Source organism: Methylobacterium sp. AC832 (assembly GCF_979256025.1).
On record NZ_CEEDMV010000001.1, the window covers coordinates 363,665 to 386,314 of the forward strand.

A 22,650-nucleotide genomic window follows, 5' to 3' on the forward strand; every position below is an offset into this window, starting at 1 on the left:
CACGCTGTCGGCCGGTCAGGAGATCGAGACGCTGAGAACCATGAGCGACACCGGCCTGGACGCCATCAGGCTCGGCGCCAACGCGTTCGCTAACACACTGATAGGCAATGCCGGTGACAACGTTCTCAACGGCGGCGCGGGCGCCGACCTGCTCTACGGCAAGGGCGGCAGCGATACGTTCGCATTCTCGTCGAACCTCGGCTCTGTCAATGTCGACCGCCTTACCGACTTCTCAGTACCGGAGGACACGATCCAACTGGCCCGGGCCGTGTTCCGCGCTCTTACCACGGGGCAGCTTGCAGAGACTGCGTTCAAGGATCTCGGCAATGCCGGTGCCGTGGTGGATGCGAGCGATCGCATTCTCTACAACCACAAGAACGGTGCGCTCTCCTACGATGCCGACGGCAACGGGACGGCTAGCATTGCCGTCCAGTTCGCCGTCATCGGCACGAAGGAAACGCTGACTCACCTCGACTTCCTGGTGGCGTAAGCTTCGCAATGCGCTCTGGCCGATCAATCCTGCTCGGCCAGAGCCGAGCATGCCGTATGGGCCTTCGCCTTCACGCGATCCGGCGGCTTTCTGCCCCTTCACCACGTCAACCGCTATTGCATTGACTCAGACGGATTGTTCAGCGGCTCGGTTGCGGGCATCGAAGATGGCGGCGGCGGGCTTTATCCAGACGAAGGGGCGGGCGCTGCAGTTGTGCTCGGCGATATAGCGTTTGATGGCCACCTGCAGATCAACGACGCCACTGAACGTACCCCACTGGAGGCGGCGGCGTGTGAGCGTGGAGAAGAAGCCCTCGACCGCATTGAGCCATGAGGCCGAGGTTGGGTTGGAGGGACACGTTCATCGCGCGTGGCGGGTGTAGTCACGCGTCTGAGCGATAGGATGGCCGGGACCATGGGACGGGTTCGCTCCCGAGCCTGGATCTGGGACTCCTTATCCTGAGCCTGTCGAAGGATCGTCGATGGACAGCACGACGGCGTGGGCGGGCGGATTTGGTGTTGTGACTGACCACATCCTCCACATTCTCGGCGAGGCCGGGTCGTGCGAGCGCTTGAAGGTACGCACCCGATGCGGTTGCAGACGGTGCTCCTGCCAGACCCGCTGCACGAAGCGGAGAGATCCTGGTCTATGCAGCGACGGCGCGGCCGGTCCAGTGGATGACCTCATCCGGCGGCACCAAGCAGGTCAGTGCCAGAGCTCCCGCCACCGTTCCTGTGAAATGCGGCGGGGTGTCGGGCAGACAGGTCTTGTCGGGTAGCAGACCCTCTACGCCTTCTTTGTCAAAGCGCTTTTGCCAGAGCCCTCCCGCAGGCCAACTGTTACCTGCCTCTCGAGCCACCTCTCCACGTTCAAGCGCTCGGTCGACCGCAGGATGCTGAGAGCGCGAACGATGCGCTTGAATGGCCGGGATTGGTCACCGGCAATCGCAGCCAGTTGTGACGTCGGTGGCTCATGGAAAAGTATCCAAACGGACTGAGCCATCACCCAGCTTCGCAGGCGTCAATCCCATCGTGAATCCTCTTGCCGCGTCAGGGCACTTAGGCCGCGAGCGCAGTCAGCAGGATTAGATCCTTGACGATAGGAGGTCTGCCTCAGACATTGACTTGAAGCACAGGGGCAGCACGATAAGAGTTAGTCCGATACCGAGTGGGGCTGCCATAACGATGGCCTCTCGAATGAGTGTCGGGCCTAAGTTGACCTGATCGAGGATGCGAGTGCCGGTCGCGGCAATGACTCCCAACGTGACGAGCGCGGAGACACCCAGGACGATCTGTGAAATCAAGCCCGCGACGAAGACTACATTGGGTGCGAATTCGATCCGGTTGGAGTAACGGAAGCTCCTCACTTAACGACGCGCATTTCTGCGGGATGAGCCGATTTTACCTGGGCGGAAGAGTTTAAGTCGTATGACGCTGCGGGTCGTCCCAGTGCGTCATCGTTAGTTATTTGAGATCGGACGTCCGCATTGTGGCTCCTTCGGTGGGGCTATGAAATATTCGAATACGAAATGAAAGTGTGTATTCTTATACAAACTGAAATATTCTTTGATTTTCATGCTAATCTGATGTCAGATCAGTCTGAGATAAGAATAGCGGCTATGGCGCTACCTAAATTTAAAGCAATAAACCTCGATCTCGCCTTTTCCCTTGAGAGACACCTTGCCGATATGGTTGATCGCGCTGCCGTCATGCACGCGGGCTGAGGCTTCCTCGGAGAGATGAACGGAACATCCGTCGCCGAGCGAACACAGACGAGCGGCCACGTTCACCGTGTCGCCCCAGAGATCGAAGGTGAACTTCGACCGCCCGACGATGCCGCCAACGACGGAGCCGATGTGAATGCCAGCCCGGATTCGCCATCCGGTGGAGCCATCACCAGCGATGGACACCATGTCCTGCGCGCAGCGGATGGCCGCGGTCACCGGATCGGTATGGGGCGATAACAAATTGGCGGTTGCCGTGAAGGCGTCGCCGATCGTCTTGATTTTCTCCATGCCGTGTTTGTGCGCCACGATCTCGAACGCTTCGGCCAGACGCTGAACTTCGGCCACGACGTCTTCGGGGCCTTTGCTGTGGCACCACGCCGTGAAGCCGACGAGATCGATGAAGAGCACTGCGACATCGTAAAAAAGCCGCGGCTTGACCTGGCCGGTGCTCATTAGCTCGCTCACCGCCGCGACGGGCAGGATAGCGTGCAGCAGGTCGTCCGCTCGTTTCTGCTGGAGCTTGATGGTTTCCAGATGGGCCACTTCCCGGTCGTGCAGCCGCTTCCTGTCGAGGCAGGCACGGATCCGCGCTTCGAGCAGTACCGGCTCGAAGGGCTTGGGAAGGTAATCTTCGGCCCCCATCTCGATACAGCGTACGACGCTGCTGATCTCTGTCAGCGCCGAGATCATGACCACCGGGGTATGACGGAGCCGGTCGTTCGACTTTATGCTGTCCAATACGGCGTAGCCGTCCAGTATTGGCATCATCACGTCGAGCAGGACCAAATCGAACGGTTCGGTATTCAGGAGATCGAGCGCAGCGCATCCGTTGGTGGCCCGAACGCTCTCGTGTCCGAGAAGCTCGAGCTCCTGCTCCAGCAGATCAAGGTTGAAGGCTTCATCGTCGACGATGAGGATGCGTGCGGGGTCCACAGGTCTCGTTATCTCCAGGTCGCAGCCGCTTCAGGACCGGCTGCGTTCAATCGAGCCATTGATGTAGCTTGGCGAAAAGCAGGTCTTCATCGACAGGCTTCGTCATGAAATCGTCGCACCCCGCCATCTTGGCCTTTTCCTCGTCGCCGCTCATCGCGTTGGCCGTGATCGCGATGACGGGAATGTTTCCCGTCGCCGGGTTGGCCTTGATCCGACGCGTCGCCTCCCAGCCGTCGATGACGGGCAGGGAAAGATCCATGAGGATGAGATCCGGGATATGACTCGCGGCCATCGCGACGCCCGCACCACCATCGACGGCGATCAACAGCGCGTAGTCGTCCTCGAGGAGCTGAGTCAGCAGATCGCGATTGAGAGGGCCATCTTCGACAATGAGGATGGTCTTCATCGCGCGAAACCTTCGTAGTCTACGAAGAGACAGCCGGGGCGCTGCCCGGTGCTGGCAAGCCCTGTTTTTGTCCGGCTCGATTTTCCGGTAAGGACTCGGCAAATCCTGCGCCGATCCATGGCTCGCTGCCAGCCGATGCCGCGGCGCACAACCAGGCTGTTCATCGAACGCATTCTCGCTTCCACGGCGCAGATCATTGGGCGATCTCGGCGCCCTGGGTTTCCAGCAAAGGCAATACCCGCCTGACCTCTCGGATGAGTGCGTCGCGGTCGAGACCCTGCTTGTCGATGAGCCCGCGCACGCGTTCCCGAAGCATGCCATGGTCGGCTGCGTTCAAGGATGCCGCCGTCAAGACGACAACGGGGATCGTGCGGGCAACGGGATCGGCCTGCAGGTGATCGAGGAAGGTAAGGCCGTCCATGCCCGGCATCAGGAGATCCAGGAGAATGACGCTCGGGCGCGCCTGCGCGATCCGTTCGACGCCCGCGACACCGTCGCGCGCCCATTCGATCGTACAGCGCTCGGTATCCAGCAACTGCCGGACGAGGTCGACCACGTTCGGGTCGTCATCGACCACGAGGATGCGTTCGCTGTCGGGGGCCGCGCGCCCAAGGGCGCCGATCAGTGACTCGCGCTCGAATGGTTTGACGATGTAGTCGCTGGCTCCGAGGTGGAAGCCGAGCTCCTTCTGGTCGACGATCGAGATCAGGATGACGGGAATCTCACGCGTCAGAGGGTCGGTCTTGAGCGCATGCAGGACCTGCCACCCATCCGTTCCCGGCATCATGATATCGAGCGTGATGGCGCGCGGCTGAAGCTCCCGTGCCTTCCTCAGGCCGTCCTCGCCATTGGGGGCGCCGATTACGTCGTAGCCCGCGTCGAGCAGATTTTCCTTGAGGAGGTAGACGACGTTCGGGTCGTCATCGATGGCCAGCACGGTCCTGGACGAGGTCCGATTTACGGCTTCGGTCACAGGCGCCCGAGGGCTGGGCGGAGGTTCGACGTTGCCGTCGATACGCCGCGGAAGAGTGAGGGTGAAGGTCGAGCCCTTACCCTCCTGGCTGTCCACGCCCACGTCGCCGCCGAGCATCCGGGCCAGTCGGTGGCTGATGGCGAGGCCGAGCCCGGTTCCACTATGTGTTCGGCTTGCGGAATTATCGACCTGTTGGAACTCCTCGAAGATCAGGGTCAGCGCTCCGCTCGGGATGCCGATGCCCGTATCGATCACCGCGAGTGCGATCCGGTCCCCGACCGCGCGTGCGCGCAGGGTCACCGAGCCGGTTTCAGTGAACTTGATGGCGTTGCTGAGAAGGTTGATCAGGATCTGCCTCAGCTTCTCCTGATCGGTGCTGATCGTCTCCGGCAGGCCCTCAAAATCTTTGACCAGTCGCACGTGCTCGCTTTTGACCAGGGGCTCGACCGTACGGAGACAGAGGTCGAGGGTGGATTCGAGCGAGAATTCCGACGTCTTCACTTCCATCCGGCCCGCTTCGACCTTGGCGAGATCGAGGATGGTGTTGATCAGCGAGAGCAGATGCTCCGAACTCGTCAGTATCTTTTCCAAGTTCTCGAACTGCTTGATGGGCAGCACGTCCTTGGCGCGACGCATGATGAGCCGCGTGAAGCCGATGATGGCGTTGAGCGGCGTCCGCAATTCGTGGCTCATATTGGCAAGGAAGCTGCTCTTGGATCTGCTGGCGTTTTCCGCCGCGTCCTTGGTCTCCCGCAGGTTCTCCTCGGCACGTTTGCGCTCGATCACCCGGCCGAGCTGCGCGCCGATATTGGCCATGACGTTGAGGAGCGCCCGGTTCGGTGCTTGCGCGTCAGCCGCAAAGAACTCCAGCACCGCGACGACCTCACGACCGATCGTGACGGGGAACCCGAAAGCCGCCCGGAACCCCTCCGCAGCGGCGGCACCGGCATGGGAATGGTCGGATTCCGCATCGAGATCGAGGACCCACATCGCTTCGCCGGATGCCAACACGCGTCCCGGCAGCCCTATGCCGACAGGAAGCGACGTCTCCGAAGCGACGGCCTGGAAGCGCGCAAAGCGCTCCGGCGTATCGCAATGCCAGATGCCGGACGACACCAGGGTTTCGCTGCCGTCATTGGCAAGCATGTAGGCGTGCCCGAGCGGCCATCCGGTATGTGCCGAGATCCGACCTAGGCAGATCTGCAAGGCATCCTCGACGTTGAGCGCCTCGTTGGCCGCGGCTGCCGTGACCTGCAGGAGCTCGACGAGAGTCGTCTGCTCCCGAAGTGCGAATTCTGCCTCCTTGCGCTCGGTGATATCGCTCCAGGATTCGACGACCTCGACAGGTTCGCCATGCGGGCCGCTGATCAGGCGCTGCTCGTCCCTTACCCAGCGATAGATACCGTCCTTGCGCCGGAACCGGTACTCGACGACGTGGTGGCCATTCGCGAGAAGATGGGGGAACTCGGTCAGAACTCGGTCCCGGTCGTCGGGATGAAGCCGCTCGAGCCAGAAATCGGGGCCCTCGAGATACTCGCTCGGCTCGTAGCCGAGAAGGTCCCGGACATTCTCACTGATGAATGTCGGTGCGTTGCGGCCGCCCACCTCGAAGCTGCAGATCATCGACGGTGAGGCGGTCAGGAGATAGGACACCGGAGCTGAGCGTCGAAGCAGTATCATTCGCGCGCCCCACATCACCGATCTGCTGCGTGCATCAGGGGAGCGGACGCGGATCTACATCCTGCAAGGGTACCTGTTTCTCCTGAACGCGCAGACGATCTTGCGCCAAGCCGCCGCTGACGTGGAAGCGACCGCCGATTTCCGTTTCCTGATTCTGGATTTCCGTGAATGTGTCGGACTGGACAGTTCCGCGCTGCTTGTCTTCCGCAAGATCGGGCAGTTCGCCGAGCAGGCGCGCTTCGACGTTTTGCTGGTCAATCTCGGCCCAATCGCTCATCAACAGATCGAACGTGACGGACTTCTCGTAGAGCCGCGAATACGGATCTTTCGCACCCGCGATGCGGCCATGCGGGCAGCGGAGACGGCTCTCTTGTCAGAGGCCGGGACCAGCGACGAAGGTGAAGCGACATCGTTTGCTCAGCACCTTGCCGATAGGCTCGGCTGCACGGTCGGGGCTGGCGAACTGGAACCGTATCTCAGTCTCCGCACCCTGGCGGCCGGCGAGGCGCTGATGCGTCAGGGTGAGCCCGCTGACGCTTTTTACTTCCTCGAACACGGCATCATTTCCATCCGGCTGGAGATGCCCGGCCGCTCCAACCATCGTTTGCGCACGACCACAGCCGGCACTGTCATCGGCGAAATCGGCTTGGCCCAGGGGGGGCGGCGCACCGCGACGGCGATTGCCGAAAGCCCCTGCCGCACCGTCGGCATCGATCGGGCCGCTCTGGCCCGGATGGAGCGTGAACGCCCTGACCTGGCGCTGTACGTTCAACGTTTTCTCATTCTGGAACTGGCCGACAAGATCGTCGACACCAATCGGCTCCTCGAAGCGGAGCTTTCTTGAGTCAGTCAGGGGTTCTCATGAGACTTAACCCTGTCATGATCCTGCGGCCCCAAACAGGTTCGCGCCGTGCGCAGGTCTTTCCGGCACCTTGTGCCTGGAAAGAAGGGAAGAGCTGACAACCGCTCCAAGAACGAAGGGATCGCGTCCGTCGAGCCGCTCGCTCGGACACGCACCCGCTGGGTGCCGCTATTTCCAACGCAGCTTCGGGAGACGTCGAAGGGACAAGATCGTCGGTGAGCGTCGAGGTTCGAGTAATTCGAGGTGTCCCGGCGGGCCGAGAAGCAAGCGGTGCTGTGACATGGCCGCGTCATCGGCCTCGATGTCATGAACCGTGACGGCGACCCGAACCGGCGCGCGCGCCCCCTCCTCGATGACCTCGTGTCCTGCCAGTATCCAGAGTACGGCAAACGCGATCAGCGAGAGCAGACCTATGAGGGTCGCGTTCCAGTTCGGCACTTCCTGCACCATCAGCACAACGAGGCCACCAACGGCGATTGCCGAAGCATATCCTCTGGTTGCGTGCAGATTCCTCGCCATAATTGATGATCGCCGAAAGAAATCGCTTTCTCGTGAAGCAATTTCATCAATTTGTTGCTGTCGCGAGCTGAATCAACAGCTTGAGTGCGGATGCCGAAAACGCACGCTGTCAAGTCCGTCACGATCGGAATGCCATGTCGATGGATATGGTGCATGCCGAGCAGATCGTCCGCCGTCGCCACCGAGCCGATTGTACACAGAAGCATCGTCGAGCGCTGTAGGTAGGCACGAGAGATGTTGCGCCGGCCGGTTCTCGACTCTTCCAGCCCGGTGCGAAACACCCTGAAGACTTCCAGCCGGATTTCTGCGCTCGCCTCGACACCCCTGTGTTGTGCAGCTTGAACGACTAAGTTTCGCTTCTGAGATCATCGCTGGAGCACTTGAATAGACAGCGGGACCACTCTTGGCGATCTCGCGTATCGTCTTTACTGCGGCTGTAGATGTTCGGCCATGAAATCGACGAACGCACGTAGTCTGGGCGTAATCTGCCGGCTGGCCGGCCACAGGACATGGAACTGATCGGTCCCGGTCAACCACTCGTCCAGGATGGACACGAGACGGCCATCGGCGATTTCGTCGCGGATCGCGAAGGGCGGCAGACAGGCGATGCCCATTCCCTCGCTCGCCAGTTCGATCAGGGGGTCGACCGCTGTCGCGCTCATCCGCTCGGGCAAAACGGGCTTCCCCTGGCCTGAAGCACGCACAAAGGGCCAGGGCCGCAGCTTTCCGGTGTCCGGCGAACGCTGGTGAAGACAGTGATGCTGGTGCAGGTCGTCAGGGGTGAGCGGCACTCCATATTGCGCCAAGTAGTTGGGTGACGCGACGATTTTCAGGCGGAACCGTCCCAGATGGCGGCTCATCAACAAGCTGTCAGAGGGTTGCCCGGTCCGAATGACGGCGTCGAACCCTTCCTCTACGACGTCCACCAGCCGATCCGTGAAATCCAGGTCGAGTTGAACCTCGGGCCAAGTGCGCATGAAATGAGCCATCACCGGCGTCAGCAACATGCCGACCAGCGGGAGACTCACACGCAACCGGCCCCTCGGGGTTCGATTGGACCGGGCCAGCTCGGCTTCGGCCGCCTCGATCTCCTCGAAGATGCGGTGGCAGCGTTCCAGGAACAATCGTCCTTCTTCGGTCAGGGTCATGTTGCGCGTGTTGCGATGGAACAGCCGCGCGTCCAGCCGTTGCTCGAGCCGCGCCACCGCCTTGCCGACTGCCGAGGCCGACAGGCCGAGCTTGCGGCCCGCCGCGACGAAGCTGCCGGTTTCAGCCGACTGCACGAAGGCATCGAACGCCGTGAGCTTGTCCATGTCGTCACGGTTAAGCGAATTTCCTTCCGCAGTCACCGGAACGCTGGCCCGTTTTTCCGCAACGGTCCGGTCGCTATCCCCTGGACCTCGCAGAACCAGGGAAGCGAACATGATCCCCGCCTTCACGATTCATCCGATCCCGACCACCTTCATCGTCAACGTAATTCACGTTCACCCTGGCAAGCAGGAAGACGCGTTCCGGCTGATCCAGGATGTCGTTCACTATGTGGCCGAGCGGAAGCCCGGATTTCTATGGAGCAACCTTGCCAGGAGCACCGATGGACTGACCGTCGTGAATATCGAGGCGATATCAGATCCGAAAGATGTCGAGATTTTCTTCTCCGATCCGGTGTTCGTCGACAAGTTTCAGGCGCTCGAAACTGTTTCGTCCAGCGAGTTTCACACCTACACGGTGGGCGACCTTGTACTTCCGAGGGCTTCGGCATGACGGCGCGAGCCGATCGGCTGCCGATGGCCGGGCTATGTGCTCTGGCGGTCGCGGGCTTCGTCACGATCCTGACCGAGGCCCTGCCGGCCGGACTTCTTCCGCAGATCGGGGGATCGCTGGGGGTGAGCGAGGCCATGGCCGGCCAATGGATCAGTGTCTACGCCTTGGGATCGCTCCTCGCTGCGATTCCTTTGACGGCGGCGACGCGAAGCTGGCGCCGACGACCGCTTCTGCTTAACTCCATCGTCGGGTTCATGATCGCCAACCTGATAACGGCCCTGACCGGGAGTTTCGCCGTCGCGATGGCGGCGCGTTTTGTCGGCGGGGTATCGGCCGGCCTGCTATGGGCGCTCCTCGCTGGCTATGCGGTTCGCATGGCACCGCCCCGTCTCGCGGGGCGAGCCATGGCCGTGGCGATGGCAGGAACGCCCGTGGCACTTTCTATCGGGGTCCCGGCCGGTACGTTTCTGGGCATGCTCGCCGGCTGGCGGCTCACCTTCGGCCTGCTCAGCCTCATCGCGTTGCTACTGGTTGGCTGGATCATCGCAAAAGTTCCGGATTTCCCTGGCGAACCTGAAACGCAACGCCCATCGCTGACTCAAGTCTTTGCAGTGCCGGGCGTGCGGCCGGTACTGGCGGTGACGCTCTGCTTCGTGCTGGCCCATAATCTCCTCTACACCTACATCGCGCCCCTCCTGGCCGACTACCGCATGCCCGACCGGATCGACGATGTTCTACTGGTCTTCGGGGGTTCCGCACTCGTCAGTATCGGACTGACGGGCGTGCTGATCGACAGATGGCTGCGGGCTTTGCTTTTCGCCGCGATCGGATTGTTTATCGTCGCGGCCTTCATGCTTGCCGTTACGAGTGGAGCGTCCCTCGCGATCTATGGCGCCGTATTGATCTGGGGTCTGGCATTCGGCGGGTCGGCGACGGTTCTTCAGACCGCATCGGCACGTACGGCAGGCCCAGCGGCCGATGTGGCGCAGGCGATGATCGTCACGGCTTGGAATATCGCCATTTTCGGCGGAGCCGTCCTGGGCGGCATCATCCTCGAAACCGCCGGACCGAGCCGCTTGTCGTGGGCTGGAATCGCCCTGCTGGCCGGAGCCGTCACAGCGGCATCGTGCATGGTGACCAAGCTGGAGCCGAACACATGACGGCGCCATCTTGGTCGTTGGGTGTGCCCCTCTCAATCACGAAGGATCGTCGTAACTTTGCTGTTCAGCGTTCGTCGGCACGGCGAGAATGCCCAGCACGACCACGTGCATATCCTCGACATGGCCGGACGTACCTTCATGGATGACACCGTCGACGTCTCGATGGACGCGATCGTCAGACGGGACGATGTCGATAACGCAAGCCTGTATCGCCCACCGGTTAGATTTCTGAAGGAAACGCCAACATCATCGGTGCCGGCAAGTTCTTATGAATAAGATTAGCCGTCACAGTTATGAGCGGCGGAGGAGCCGGTTTTTTCCGGCCTTCTCGATCACTCGGATTCGGTGATTGCGGATGTGATGAATTCCATCCTGCTTCGGTGGTGATACTGGGAGGCGGATTGGCAAGTGGTATTACCTGCGGCCCATTCGACGGGAACCAATATTGAGGCTCGGAATTATTCCTCCCGACACCGATCTTGGAGGGACGCCCCATGAAGTTTACTGCGATCGCCGGCGCGGCAATGGTTCTTGCTTTCACGGCCGGGACTACTCTGGCAGCACCATGCAATACCGGTTCAACCACCGATAAGAGCTCCAAGTCCGATACCGGCAGCAAGAACCTCGCTGGCGGCGAGCAGCCTGCATCCCCAGGCACTGTCGGTGCGATGAACAATGTCGGTGCCAACCAGGGCCTTGGCGATAAGCCGGGTGCGGGCGCTTCCGGCACCAAGGGAAATGAGGAGCCCGGCAGCAAGAATCTTGCAGGTGGCCAGCAGCCTGCCGCCCCGGGCACCGTTGGCGCGATGAACAATGCCGGCGAGAATCAGGCCGTCGGTAAGAAGGGCGACGATTGCTGATCGTCCATCCGCGATAATACCGACATCAGACCCGCCCGGTTCGCGCCGTGGCGGGTTTTTTGACTGTCACGTGGTGAAGCCGGATCATGGCTCAACCCGTCTGTATCACGCCCGGCAATGCCACAGGGTCTCAAGTAGTCGGGATCCGCTGCCGGATCAGGTTCGTATGGTCTGCTCAGAGGGGCAGCATTTCGGTCGATGCGTGGACCCGGCTACCACCGAAGATGACCTGCTGCTGCAAAGGGGGGCGGGACAGGCCGTAGATGAGGCGTGGTTCGGCGAAGGCGCTGACAGTGTCGAGGGCGGCACGATGTTCAGGCGATAAAGTAAGGTCGAGGGCCGCTACGTTGTCCTTCACCTGCGCCTGCCGGCTCACGCCCATCAGGGTCGAGGCCACGCCCGGCCGACCTACGACCCATGCCAGGGCGATCCGTGCCGGGGGCTGCCCGATCTCGCTAGCGATCTGGCGCACCGCGTCCACGATGTCCCAATTGCGTGGCGTGAACAGGCTGTCCCCGAAGGGGTTGGTGCCATCGAGACGTCTATCTTTGGCCGTCCGCTCCTGCCCAGCCTTGGCCGTGTCCGTTGGTAGCCCCGAGCCACGCGGGGAGCCCGCCTCGACGGAAGCACGCTGGTACTTGCCCGTAAGCAGCCCGTAGGCGAGGGGAGACCAGGGCACCATCCCCATGCCGAACTCGGCACCGAGCGGGATGTGCTCGTCCTCGACCTCCCGGTTCACGAGCGAGTAGAAATACTGCAACCCGATCGGTCCCGGCAGGCCACGCACGGAAGCGAGGGTCGCGAGCTTGGCCGCGTACCAGGCAGGTGTATTCGACAAGCCCCAGTAGCGGATCTTGCCCGACCGAACGAGGCCGGCCATCGTCTCGAGCAGTTCCTCCGCCGGCGTGAGTCCGTCCCAGACGTGCAGCCAGTACAGATCGACATAATCCGTTCCCAGGCGGCGAAGCGATCCGTCGATTGCGGCGTGGACATGCTTGGCACCGCAGCCACCCGCATGCGGTCCGTTCCCAGCGGCGAAACCCGACTTGGTGGAGAGAACGATTTGGTCGCGCAGGCCCCGCTCGGCGACGAAGCGGCCGAGCATCGTCTCGCTGGCGCCGCTTGCGTAGATGTCGGCTGTGTCGACGAAGTTGCCGCCTTGCGCGGCATAGGCATCGAACACCGCCCGGCTGCCGTCTTCGTCGAGGCCCCAGCGTGCCGTGCCGAAGGTCATGGTGCCCAGCGCCAGGGGGCTCACGGCTAGGCCCGAGCGGCCGAGCGTCCGATAATGCGTCAGATCCATTGTTGCACCTCGCTAATCACCGAGATGAGGATAGGGTCGTGGCAACCCGGCGATTAGCTCCGCTGGTCGGCATGGGTTTGTGAGCGGAATGCATCAATGCGGCGCGGCGATCTCGACGATCTGGCGGCCTTCGCGGCCGTGGCGCGCGTCTGCAGCTTCACCCGCGCGGCGGCCGAACTCGGCCTTTCGCCCTCGGCCCTCAGCCACGCGATTCGTGGATTGGAGACGCGTCTCGGTGTTCGCCTCCTCGCCCGCACGACGCGGAGTGTGGCCCCGACGCCAGCCGGCGACCGGCTCTTGCGCACGATCAACCCGGCGCTGGAAGAGATCGCTCGGGGACTCGCGGCGCTCGCCGACTGGCGGAGCGAGCCCTCGGGTACCATCCGGCTCACCACGTTTTCCTATGCCGCCCGCACGATCCTCGAACCGTCGCTTCCCCAATTCCTCCTCGACCATCCGGCGATCTCCGTCGAGGTTCTCGTCGACGACCGTCTCTCCGATCTGGTCGCTGCCGGCTTCGACGCAGGGATCCGCTTCGGCGAAGCCGTGGAAGGCGACATGGTGGCGGTGCGCGTCGGCCCCGATCTCCGCACGGTGGTCGTCGGCACGCCGGATTACTTCGCACGCCATCCTCGGCCCGAGACCCCGGCCGATCTGGAGCACCACAATTGCGTCAGCTACCGTCTGATTGGCGGAGGCGGTCTCCTGCCATGGGAGTTCGCTCGGGACCGACGCGACTTACGAGTGCGCCCAGGCGGCCAGTTTATCGTCAATGATGGCGCGCTGGCAGCCTCGGCGATACGTGCGGGCGCTGGCCTCGGCTACATGCTGGAGACGGATGTCGTAGAGGATGTGGCGGCCGGCCGGTTGATCCAGGTGCTGGACGATTGGTGCCCGCGATTTCCAGGCTGTCATCTCTACTTTCCCAACCGCCAGATCTCGCCCGCGCTTCGGGCATTGGTCGATACGTTGCGGTGGAAGAATTCCGAACCACGCGACCCCGCGGAATGAGGGCGGTGCTGCCACGTCGCAGCGCCGGCCGGGGTCGGCTACGCGTTCTGCGCGGACAGCACATGAGCGACGATCGCGTTGGCGTGACCGTGACCCATTCCGTGCTCTTCCTTCAGCATCGACACCAGTTCCATGTGCTTGGCGGGAAGTCGGTCTCTCACCAATCGCTGCCAGTCACCGATCGGGCGTCCGTACTTCTTCTCGATGGATGGAAAGTAAGACGCAGGTCCCTTGGTGGCCTCGGTAGACATGTGAGCGTTTTTCCCACGCATTGAGCGGTATCAGCTTCACCAAAAATCGCCTGGATCGCAACCTCTTCGCATGAGTCGGCGCGGCGGCGGGACCGCAAATGCCGGTACGGATCGCCCGGAGCCCGTCGGATTTAGTGCCGGGCGTCCGATGGCGACCATGCACTGGTCCTGCCACGGGACCACCCTCGACATCCAAGACGGCACGAATCCTCATGCGATCCTTATAAGATCGTCCTCGCGTCCCTCTCGAACCCTAATGCGGTTCCGAGCCACATCGGAGGGCGAGCGCGTCCGGTCACGGCACCGGCGCGCCGAACCGAAACGGACGCTCCATGCTCGATCTCACCTTCGTTGCCCTGGGCCTCGGCTTCTTCGGCCTGGCCGCCGGCTATGCCGGCCTCTGCGAACGCCTCTGAGGCCCCCGCCATGACCCTCGACCTGATGCTGGGCGCCCTCGTGACCCTGGGGCTGCTCGGATACCTGACCTACGCCCTCGTCCGCCCCGAGCGGTTCTGAAGGAATTACCCGATGAGTCTCAACGGCTGGTTCCAGATCGCGCTGTTCTGCGCGGTCGTCGTCGCGCTTGCCCGTCCGCTTGGCGGCTACATGTCCCGTGTCTTCACGGGCGAGTGTACGCTGCTCTCGCCCGTGCTCTCACCCGTCGAGCGCGGACTCTACCGCGTCGCCGGCATCGATGCCGAGCAGGAGCAACACTGGCTGGCCTACGCGTCGGCGATGCTCGCCTTTCACGTCCTCGGCTTCCTGACCCTCTACGCGCTGCTGCGCGTCCAGGCGCTGCTGCCGTTCAACCCGGACGGACAAGCCGGCGTCGCGCCGGACCTCGCCTTCAACACCGCGACGAGCTTCGTCACCAACACCAACTGGCAATCCTATGGTGGCGAGACGACGCTGTCATACCTCACGCAGATGCTGGGCCTGACGCACCAGAACTTCCTTTCGGCAGCCACTGGTATCGCGCTCGCCGTCGCGCTCGTGCGTGGCTTTTCACGGGCCTCGGCGAAAACCGTGGGCTCGTTCTGGGTCGATTTGACCCGCACGACCCTCTACCTGCTGCTCCCGCTCTGCATGGTGCTGACGCTGTTCTACGTCTGGCAGGGCATTCCCCAGACGCTCTCCGGCGCCGTCGAGGCGACCACTCTGGAAGGCGCGAAGCAGACCCTCGCGGTCGGCCCCGTGGCGAGCCAGGTCGCCATCAAGATGCTGGGCACCAATGGCGGCGGCTTCTTCAACGCCAACGCCGCGCATCCTTTCGAGAACCCCACCGCGCTCTCGAACTTCGTCCAGATGGTCTCGATCTTCGCCCTCGGTGCGGCGATGACCAATGTGTTCGGGCGAATGGTCGGCGACGAGCGCCAGGGTTGGGCCATCCTCGCCGCCATGGGCGCGCTGTTCCTGGCTGGAACCGCCATCGTCTACTGGGCCGAGAGCGCGGGCAGCCCCGTCCTCAACGGCCTCGGCCTCACCGGGGGCAACATGGAGGGCAAGGAGGTCCGCTTCGGGATTCTCGGCTCTTCACTATTCGCCGCCATCACCACGGCGGCCTCCTGTGGCGCGGTCAATGCGATGCATGACAGCTTCACGGCGCTCGGCGGCATGATCCCACTGATCAACATGGAACTCGGCGAGATCATCGTCGGTGGCGTCGGCGCGGGTCTCTACGGCATCCTGGTCTTCGTCATCGTGACGATCTTCGTGGCCGGTCTCATGGTGGGCCGTACGCCGGAATATCTCGGCAAGAAGATCGAGGGCCGCGAGGTCAAGATGGCGATGCTCGCCATCCTGTGCCTGCCCCTGATGATGCTGGGCTTCACGGCGCTGGCCACCGTCGTCGCGGCCGGCCTCGCGGGGCCCGCCAATGCCGGACCGCACGGCTTTTCGGAGATCCTCTACGCCTTCACCTCGGCGGCGGCCAATAATGGCTCCGCTTTCGGTGGGCTCACGGCCAACACGACCTTCTATAACACCACCCTCGGCCTCGGCATGCTGTTCGGTCGCTTCTTCGTCATCATCCCGGCGCTGGCCATCGCGGGATCGCTGGCGGCCAAGAAGACCGTGCCGGCCTCGGCCGGGACCTTCCCGACCCATGGCGGCCTGTTCGTCGGACTGCTGGTGGGGGTGATCCTCATCGTCGGTGGACTGACCTTCTTCCCGGCGCTCGCCCTCGGACCGGTGGTGGAGCACCTCGCCGGCGGCCTCGGGCAGACATTTCCGGCGGGGGGCTGAGATGCATCGCTTGTCGCTTACCCACTCCGCGCCGAAACGATCCGTCGTCCGCCGGGCGCTCGCCCTGCACCGACCCCGTCCCCCGACTTGGAGCCGGGTTCAACGAGACCGCCACGACCTCCGCATTTCGGATGTGATCCTCGGCATGCTCGGCCTGATCCTCCTCGGCGCCCTCTGCATCATGGCAGGAGCCGACCTGCTGACCCGCGCGCTGGCACCCTGAGCTCCGCTCGACGGCGCCGCCCCCAAATGCCTCCCTATCGGACAACCGCAATGGCCCGCCCAAACTCCTCCAGCCTGTTCAGCGCCTCCCTCGTCGGGCCGGCACTCCTTGGCGCCCTGACCAAGCTCGATCCCCGCAGGATGATCCGCAACCCGGTCATGTTCGTGGTCGAGGTCGTGGCTGCCCTGACCACGATCCTCTTCGCTCGCGACGTTCTCACCAGCGGGGCCAACCTCGCCTTTTCCGGTCAGATCATCCTGTGGCTCTGGTTCACCCTGATCTTCGCCAATTTCGCCGAAGCCCTCGCGGAGGGGCGTGGTAAAGCGCAGGCGGACAGCTTGCGCCGCACCCGGACCGAGATGACGGCCAAGCGCCTCACCGGCTCCGGCCGCGAGGTCGAGACCGTTCCGGGCACGTCACTCAAGGTCGGTGATGTGGTGCTGGTGGAGGCGGGGGATCTGATCCCATCCGATGGCGAGGTCATAGCCGGCGTCGCCTCCGTCAACGAGGCCGCCATCACCGGCGAATCCGCCCCGGTCATCCGCGAATCCGGCGGCGACCGCTCGGCCGTCACCGGCGGCACTCAGGTGCTTTCCGATGAGATCCGCGTGCGCATCACCGCCGCCGCCGGCTCGACCTTCGTCGATCGCATGATCGCCCTGGTGGAGGGCGCCTCGCGACAGAAGACGCCCAACGAGATCGCGCTCAACATCCTGCTTGCCGGCTTGACCCTCATCTTCCTGTTCGCGGTGGCGAGCATCCCGAGTTTCGCGAGTTATGCCGGCGGCGCGATCCCGGTCATCGTTCTCGTCGCGCTGTTCGTCACGCTGATCCCGACGACGATCGGCGCGCTCCTCTCGGCCATCGGCATCGCCGGGATGGACCGGCTGGTCCGGTTCAACGTCCTCGCCATGTCGGGCCGCGCCGTGGAGGCGGCCGGCGACGTCGATACCCTGCTCCTCGACAAGACCGGGACCATCACTCTGGGCAACCGGCAAGCCACCGAGTTCCGACCCGTGCGCGGTGTCTCCGAGCAGGAACTGGCCGACGCCGCCCAGCTCGCTTCGCTGGCGGACGAGACGCCCGAGGGTCGTTCCATCGTGGTGCTGGCCAAGGACAAGTACGGCATCCGCGCCCGCGACATGGGAAGCCTGAACGCCACCTTCGTGCCCTTCACCGCTCAAACGCGAATGAGCGGCGTCGATGTCGACGGTTCCTCGATCCGCAAGGGCGCGGTGGAGTCGATCATCGCCTCGGTGAGCCCTCAGCCCGTAGCCGCGCGCAGATCGAACGCCGCCCTGGCCTACGCCCCCGGACCCGCCACCGACATCGTGCGTGAGATCCAGGCCATTGCCGACGACGTCGCGAAGGCCGGCGGGACACCGCTCGCTGTGGCACGCGACGGGCAACTGCTCGGCGTCGTCTACCTGAAGGACATCGTGAAGGGCGGCATTCGCGAGCGCTTCGCCGAGTTGCGCCAGATGGGCATCCGAACGGTGATGATCACCGGCGACAACCCAATGACGGCGGCGGCCATCGCGGCCGAGGCCGGCGTGGACGATTTCCTGGCCCAGGCCACGCCAGAGGACAAGCTGGCCCTGATCCGCATGGAACAGTCCCAGGGCAAGCTCGTGGCCATGTGCGGCGACGGCACCAACGACGCCCCGGCGCTTGCCCAGGCCGATGTCGGCGTGGCCATGAATACCGGCACGGTGGCGGCCCGCGAAGCCGGCAACATGGTCGACCTCGATTCGGATCCGACCAAGCTCATCGAGATCGTCGGCATCGGCAAGCAACTGCTGATGACGCGGGGCGCGCTGACCACGTTCTCCATCGCCAATGACGTCGCCAAGTACTTCGCCATCATCCCGGCGATGTTCCTCGTGCTCTACCCGCAGCTTGGGGCGCTCAACATCATGCGGCTGGCCTCGCCCGAGAGCGCGATCCTGTCGGCGATCATCTTCAATGCGCTCATCATCGTCGTGCTGATCCCGTTGGCGCTGCGCGGCGTGTCCTACCGGGCGGTGGGGGCCGGCGCGCTTCTGCGGCGCAACCTCCTGATCTACGGCCTCGGCGGTATCCTGGTGCCGTTCATCGGCATCAAGGCCATCGATCTCGCCATCACCGCGCTTCACCTCGTCTGATTTCGCCCACCTCGTCCGAGCCGTCACGCCAACTCACGACAGGCATACGTCCATGTTGACCCAGCTTCGCCCCGCTTTCATCCTGCTGATCGCCCTGACGGCACTTACGGGGCTCGCCTATCCCCTCGCGATGACCGGCCTCGCGGGGGCGATCTTCCCGGCCAAGGCCGCCGGCAGCCTGATCGAGCGCGACGGCAGGATCGTCGGCTCCAGCCTGATCGGACAGTCCTTCACTGGTGCCGGGTATTTTCACGGTCGGCCCTCGGCGACGAGTGCCGCCGACCCGGCCGATTCCACCAAGACTGTCCCGTCGCCCTACAATGCCGCGAATTCCTCGGGCTCGAACCTCGGTCCGACGAGCGCCGTCCTGGCGGAACGGGTCAAGGGTGACCTCGACGCTCTGAAGGCCGAGAATCCCGGCCGGCCCGTACCGGTCGACCTTGTCACTACGAGCGGTTCGGGCCTCGATCCGGACATCTCGCCGGACGCGGCCCAGTTTCAGGTTCCCCGCGTCGCCAGGGAGCGCAGACTGTCGGAGGACAGGGTGCGCTCCCTCGTGGAGGCTCAGATCCAGGGCCGGCTCGTCGGCATCCTCGGCGAGCCGCGCGTGAACGTCCTTGCCCTCAACCTCGCCCTGGACGATCTGAAGCCAAGATAATCTTGCCGCGTCATTCTTTCCGCATGTCGGGCCGCCCATGCTGAAGCCTCATCGCGATCCGGACCGTCCCTCGCCCGAAGCGCTGCTCGAGGCCGTCCGCCGGGAAGAGGGACATCGCGGCCGCCTCAAGGTGTTCCTCGGGGCGGCTCCTGGCGTCGGCAAGACCTACGAGATGCTGACCGTCGGACGTGCTCGGCTCAAGGCCGGGACGGACGTCGTCGTTGGCGTGGTCGAGACACATGGCCGGTCCGAGACCGAGACTCTCGTCGAGGGCTTCGAGGTGATGGCCCGGCATTCCATCGCGTATCACGGCACGATGCTGGATGAGATGGACCTCGACGCCTTGCTCCTGCGTCGGCCCGCCCTGGCCCTCGTGGACGAGCTCGCCCACACCAACGCGCCCGGCTCGCGCCATCCCAAGCGCTACCAGGACGTCGAGGAACTCCTCGACGCCGGCATCGACGTCTACACCACTCTTAACATCCAGCATGTCGAGAGCCTCAACGACGTCGTCGCCCAGATCACCCGCATCCGCGTGCGGGAAACCGTGCCGGACGGTGTCTTGGACCGGGCCGACGACATCGAGGTTGTCGATCTCAGCCCCGACGACCTGATCCAGCGTCTGCGCGACGGCAAGGTCTATGTGAAGGGCAACGCCGAGCGCGCGCTGAAACACTACTTTTCCCGGGGCAATCTCACGGCCCTGCGGGAACTCGCGCTCCGCCGCACCGCAGACCGGGTCGATGACGAACTTCTCAGCCACATGCGGGCCAATGCCATCGCGGGTCCGTGGGGCGCGGGCGAACGGGTCCTCGTCTGCATCAGTGAGGATCCGCGCTCGGCCGGCCTCGTGCGCCACGCCAAACGTCTCGCGGACCGGCTGCACGCGCCCTGGACCGCCATCACGGTCGAGGGCCCTCGAACCCTCTCCCTCGACGAGGCCGCGCGCGACCGCATCGCCGACACCCTGCGCCTCGCCGACCGCCTCGGCGGCGATGCCGTGACGATCCCGGGTGGCCGTCGTGTCGCCGACGACATCCTCGCCTATGCCCGCTCGGCGAACGTCAACCACATCATTCTCGGCAAGGCCGACCGCTCGCCCTTGTTCGAGCTGTTCCACGGCTCAGTGGTGCACGATATCGTCCGGCGCTCCGGCACGATCAGTATCCACGTCATCGCCGGCGAGGCGATCGAGGCGGGTCCGGTTCCGCCGAAGACGGTGGCGACGGCCCCGGCCGTGCGTGCCTTCAGTCCCGGTCACTATGTCCTCGCCCTGACCGCCACGGCTTTAGGGCTCGGACTCGCGCTCGTTTTGCAACCCTATCTCGGCGTCGAGAATGCCGACCTCATCCTGCTGACCGCGGTGGTGGCGGTGGCGGTGCGCCTCGGGCTGGGGCCGTCGCTGGCCGCGGTGCTGGCCGCCTCGCTCGCCTACAACTTCTTCTTTCTCCCGCCGGTCTACACACTCACCATCGCCGACCCGACCAACGTCGCCGCGTTCCTGCTCTTTACGGTGGTGGCCGTGGTGGTCTCGAACCTCGCCTCGCAGACCCGCCGGGAGGCCAGGGTCTCGCAAGGGCGTGCCCGTGCAACGGAGCGACTCTACGGTTTCAGCCGCAAGCTCGCCGGCTGCGGAACCCTCGACGACGTGCTCTGGGCCACCTCGGCCCAGATCGCCGCCATGCTCAAGGTCCGCGTCGTGCTCCTGTTGCCCGAGAACGACGTCGTCTCGGTGCGCGCCGGCTTCCCACCCGAGGACAGGCTGGATGCGGCCGATTTCGGCGCGGCGAAATGGGCCTTCGACAACGAAAGGCCGGCGGGACGCGGCGCCGACACCCTGCCGGGCGCCAGGCGGCTCTTCCTGCCGATGCGCACGGGGCGCGGCATCGTCGGCGTGATCGGCCTCGATGCGGATCGCATCGGCCCCATCCTCACCCCGGAGGAACGACGCCTGTTCGACACCCTGGCCGATATGGCGGCGCTCGCCATCGAGCGCGTCCGCCTCGTGGAGGATCTCGACCGCGCCGAGCGCGCCGCCGAGACCGACCGCCTGCGCCAGGCACTGCTCACCTCGATCTCGCACGATCTGCGCACGCCGCTCGCTTCGGTGCTGGGGGCGGCCACGACCCTGCGCGACCTCGATGGGGCTTTGGCCCACGAGGCCAAGGCCGACCTGCTCACGACCGTCATCGTGGAATCGGAGCGTCTGAACCGCTTCATCGTCAACCTCCTCGACATGACACGGCTCGAGGCGGGAGCGGTCGCGGCCAACCTCACCCTTCAGGATGTCGCCGAGATCGTGGACACGGCCCTGCGTCGCCTCGGGCCCATTCTGGCAGGACACCGTGTCGTGCTGGATCTGCCGGCGGGTTTGCCGGCCCTGCGCCTCGACCCCGTCCTGTTCGAGCAGGTGCTGGTCAACCTCCTCGACAACGCCGCCAAATATGCCCCGGAGGAGTCCACCGTCACCGTCCGGGGCTCGGCCGAGGGTGGGCGGGTCCACCTCGCGGTGCTCGACGAGGGCGACGGCCTGCCTGAGGCCGATGTCGAGCGTGTGTTCGACAAGTTCTATCGCGTCCGCAAAGGCGACAGCGTAAGGGCGGGAACGGGGCTCGGCCTCGCCATCGCACGCGGTTTCGTCGAGGCCATGGGTGGCGCAATGACGGCGGGAAACCGCCGTGACCGCCTCGGCGCGATCTTTACCATCGTCCTGCCGGTGCCCGGACACAGCCGGGCGGATCTCGCCGCATGAGCCTGAACATCCTCGTCATCGACGACGAACCGCCGATCCGCAAATTGCTGCGCATGGGGCTCGCGACCCAGGGCTACGCGATCTTGGAGGCGCCGAACGCCCGCATCGCCCTCGACCTCCTGGCCAAGGAGGCGATCGACCTCATCATCCTCGACGTCGGGCTGCCGGACATGCGGGGGCACGACCTCTTGCGCCGCATCCGTGAGGACCATCGCGACCTACCGGTGGTCGTCCTGTCGAGCCGCGACGACGAGCCGGGCAAGGTCGAAGCCCTCGATCTCGGGGCCGACGACTATGTGACGAAACCCTTCGGCATGGGCGAACTCCTCGCCCGCATACGCGCGGCCCTGCGGCATCAGCTCGCCGTCCAGGGCGAGCGCGCCCTGTTCGAGGTCGATGGCCTTAGCGTCGATCTCGTGCGCCGCATCGTCCGGGTGCGCGGAGCGGAAGTGAAGCTCACCCCGCGCGAGTACGATTTCCTGCGCGTGCTGATCCAGCATGCCGGCAAGGCGCTCACACACGCCCAACTCATGAAGGAGGTCTCGACCTCGTCGGACCCGCAATACCTGCGGGTCTACATGCGCCAGCTGCGCCTCAAGCTTGAGGCCGATCCCGAGCGGCCGCGCATCCTCCTCACCGAGACCGGAATCGGCTACCGCCTGCGCGCGCCGGAGGACGATGCCCGGACGTGACA

Annotated in this window: 20 protein-coding genes and 2 pseudogenes; 14 read left to right on the forward strand and 8 right to left on the reverse strand. The window is 64.1% G+C overall.

The window, feature by feature from the left end; genetic code table 11:
• Window positions 1-490 (forward strand): annotated as a pseudogene (locus AC0IXR_RS01700) (hypothetical protein); the annotation flags it as partial.
• A gap of 126 nt (window positions 491-616) precedes the next feature.
• Here the strand turns inward: AC0IXR_RS01700 and AC0IXR_RS01705 are convergent.
• From AC0IXR_RS01705 to AC0IXR_RS01720, 4 genes and pseudogenes are all read right to left on the reverse strand, one after another.
• Window positions 617-1,492, reverse strand: a pseudogene (locus tag AC0IXR_RS01705) (transposase).
• A gap of 622 nt (window positions 1,493-2,114) precedes the next feature.
• A complete protein-coding gene (locus AC0IXR_RS01710; protein ID WP_471759518.1) occupies window positions 2,115-3,149 on the reverse strand; it encodes an adenylate/guanylate cyclase domain-containing protein in 1,035 nt (344 codons plus the stop codon).
• Between the two features lie 46 nt (window positions 3,150-3,195).
• The gene (locus tag AC0IXR_RS01715) at window positions 3,196-3,555 is read right to left on the reverse strand and encodes a response regulator (RefSeq protein WP_056423423.1); all 360 of its coding nucleotides are present in this window, start codon (window positions 3,553-3,555) and stop codon (window positions 3,196-3,198) included.
• Window positions 3,556-3,748: 193 nt separating this feature from the next.
• Window positions 3,749-6,181, reverse strand: a complete 2,433-nt coding sequence (locus tag AC0IXR_RS01720) for a response regulator (protein WP_471759520.1) — start codon at window positions 6,179-6,181, stop codon at window positions 3,749-3,751.
• A gap of 79 nt (window positions 6,182-6,260) precedes the next feature.
• On the opposite strand from AC0IXR_RS01720, the gene AC0IXR_RS01725 reads away from it, so the two are divergent.
• Window positions 6,261-7,052, forward strand: a complete 792-nt coding sequence (locus AC0IXR_RS01725; protein ID WP_471760217.1) for a cyclic nucleotide-binding domain-containing protein — start codon at window positions 6,261-6,263, stop codon at window positions 7,050-7,052.
• Window positions 7,053-7,519: 467 nt separating this feature from the next.
• Here the strand turns inward: AC0IXR_RS01725 and AC0IXR_RS01730 are convergent, their stop codons facing one another.
• Complete coding sequence (locus AC0IXR_RS01730) at window positions 7,520-7,870, reverse strand: hypothetical protein (RefSeq protein ID WP_471759522.1); 351 nt, start codon at window positions 7,868-7,870, stop codon at window positions 7,520-7,522.
• A gap of 144 nt (window positions 7,871-8,014) precedes the next feature.
• On the reverse strand, window positions 8,015-8,902 hold the full coding sequence (locus AC0IXR_RS01735) for a LysR family transcriptional regulator (protein WP_471760218.1): 888 nt from the start codon (window positions 8,900-8,902) through the stop codon (window positions 8,015-8,017).
• Window positions 8,903-9,011: 109 nt separating this feature from the next.
• Between AC0IXR_RS01735 and AC0IXR_RS01740 the strand changes: the two genes are divergently transcribed.
• From AC0IXR_RS01740 to AC0IXR_RS01755, 4 genes are all read left to right on the forward strand, one after another.
• Entirely contained in the window at window positions 9,012-9,350 is a 339-nt protein-coding gene (locus AC0IXR_RS01740; protein ID WP_056451996.1) for an antibiotic biosynthesis monooxygenase, read from the forward strand.
• Window positions 9,347-10,510, forward strand: coding sequence for an MFS transporter (locus AC0IXR_RS01745; protein WP_471759523.1), 1,164 nt, complete (start codon window positions 9,347-9,349; stop codon window positions 10,508-10,510). The genes AC0IXR_RS01740 and AC0IXR_RS01745 overlap by 4 nt, the downstream gene beginning before the upstream one ends.
• 57 nt (window positions 10,511-10,567) lie before the next feature.
• Complete coding sequence (locus AC0IXR_RS01750) at window positions 10,568-10,786, forward strand: hypothetical protein (RefSeq protein WP_471759524.1); 219 nt, start codon at window positions 10,568-10,570, stop codon at window positions 10,784-10,786.
• Window positions 10,787-11,004: 218 nt separating this feature from the next.
• Window positions 11,005-11,370: an exopolysaccharide production protein YjbE gene (locus AC0IXR_RS01755; protein ID WP_471759526.1), complete on the forward strand. Its 366-nt coding sequence runs from the start codon at window positions 11,005-11,007 to the stop codon at window positions 11,368-11,370.
• Window positions 11,371-11,545: 175 nt separating this feature from the next.
• Here AC0IXR_RS01755 and AC0IXR_RS01760 read toward each other — a convergent pair whose 3' ends face one another.
• Window positions 11,546-12,673 (reverse strand): aldo/keto reductase, encoded by a 1,128-nt coding sequence (locus AC0IXR_RS01760; RefSeq protein WP_471759528.1) that lies wholly within the window; start codon window positions 12,671-12,673, stop codon window positions 11,546-11,548.
• 96 nt (window positions 12,674-12,769) lie between these two features.
• On the opposite strand from AC0IXR_RS01760, the gene AC0IXR_RS01765 reads away from it, so the two are divergent.
• Window positions 12,770-13,684 (forward strand): LysR family transcriptional regulator, encoded by a 915-nt coding sequence (locus tag AC0IXR_RS01765; RefSeq protein WP_471759530.1) that lies wholly within the window; start codon window positions 12,770-12,772, stop codon window positions 13,682-13,684.
• A gap of 38 nt (window positions 13,685-13,722) precedes the next feature.
• Here the strand turns inward: AC0IXR_RS01765 and AC0IXR_RS01770 are convergent, their stop codons facing one another.
• Window positions 13,723-13,935: a DUF4287 domain-containing protein gene (locus tag AC0IXR_RS01770; RefSeq protein WP_419952920.1), complete on the reverse strand. Its 213-nt coding sequence runs from the start codon at window positions 13,933-13,935 to the stop codon at window positions 13,723-13,725.
• 426 nt (window positions 13,936-14,361) lie between these two features.
• On the opposite strand from AC0IXR_RS01770, the gene AC0IXR_RS01775 reads away from it, so the two are divergent.
• Genes AC0IXR_RS01775 through AC0IXR_RS01805 form a run of 7 tightly spaced genes read left to right on the forward strand, consistent with a single transcriptional unit; the run spans window position 14,362 to window position 22,648 of the window.
• Complete coding sequence (locus tag AC0IXR_RS01775) at window positions 14,362-14,451, forward strand: K(+)-transporting ATPase subunit F (protein ID WP_056423457.1); 90 nt, start codon at window positions 14,362-14,364, stop codon at window positions 14,449-14,451.
• Between the two features lie 12 nt (window positions 14,452-14,463).
• On the forward strand, window positions 14,464-16,179 hold the full coding sequence (gene kdpA, locus AC0IXR_RS01780) for a potassium-transporting ATPase subunit KdpA (protein ID WP_471759531.1): 1,716 nt from the start codon (window positions 14,464-14,466) through the stop codon (window positions 16,177-16,179).
• A 10-nt stretch (window positions 16,180-16,189) separates the two neighbouring features.
• Window positions 16,190-16,402, forward strand: coding sequence for a hypothetical protein (locus AC0IXR_RS01785; RefSeq protein WP_156467657.1), 213 nt, complete (start codon window positions 16,190-16,192; stop codon window positions 16,400-16,402).
• Window positions 16,403-16,452: 50 nt separating this feature from the next.
• Window positions 16,453-18,546, forward strand: coding sequence for a potassium-transporting ATPase subunit KdpB (gene kdpB, locus AC0IXR_RS01790; RefSeq protein ID WP_471759532.1), 2,094 nt, complete (start codon window positions 16,453-16,455; stop codon window positions 18,544-18,546).
• A 52-nt stretch (window positions 18,547-18,598) separates the two neighbouring features.
• Window positions 18,599-19,204, forward strand: coding sequence for a K(+)-transporting ATPase subunit C (locus AC0IXR_RS01795; RefSeq protein WP_461235213.1), 606 nt, complete (start codon window positions 18,599-18,601; stop codon window positions 19,202-19,204).
• 37 nt (window positions 19,205-19,241) lie between these two features.
• On the forward strand, window positions 19,242-21,956 hold the full coding sequence (locus tag AC0IXR_RS01800) for a DUF4118 domain-containing protein (protein WP_471759533.1): 2,715 nt from the start codon (window positions 19,242-19,244) through the stop codon (window positions 21,954-21,956).
• Window positions 21,953-22,648, forward strand: a complete 696-nt coding sequence (locus AC0IXR_RS01805; RefSeq protein WP_471759534.1) for a response regulator transcription factor — start codon at window positions 21,953-21,955, stop codon at window positions 22,646-22,648. Before AC0IXR_RS01800 ends, AC0IXR_RS01805 begins: the two co-directional genes overlap by 4 nt.
• The last annotated feature ends 2 nt before the right edge of the window (window positions 22,649-22,650 follow it).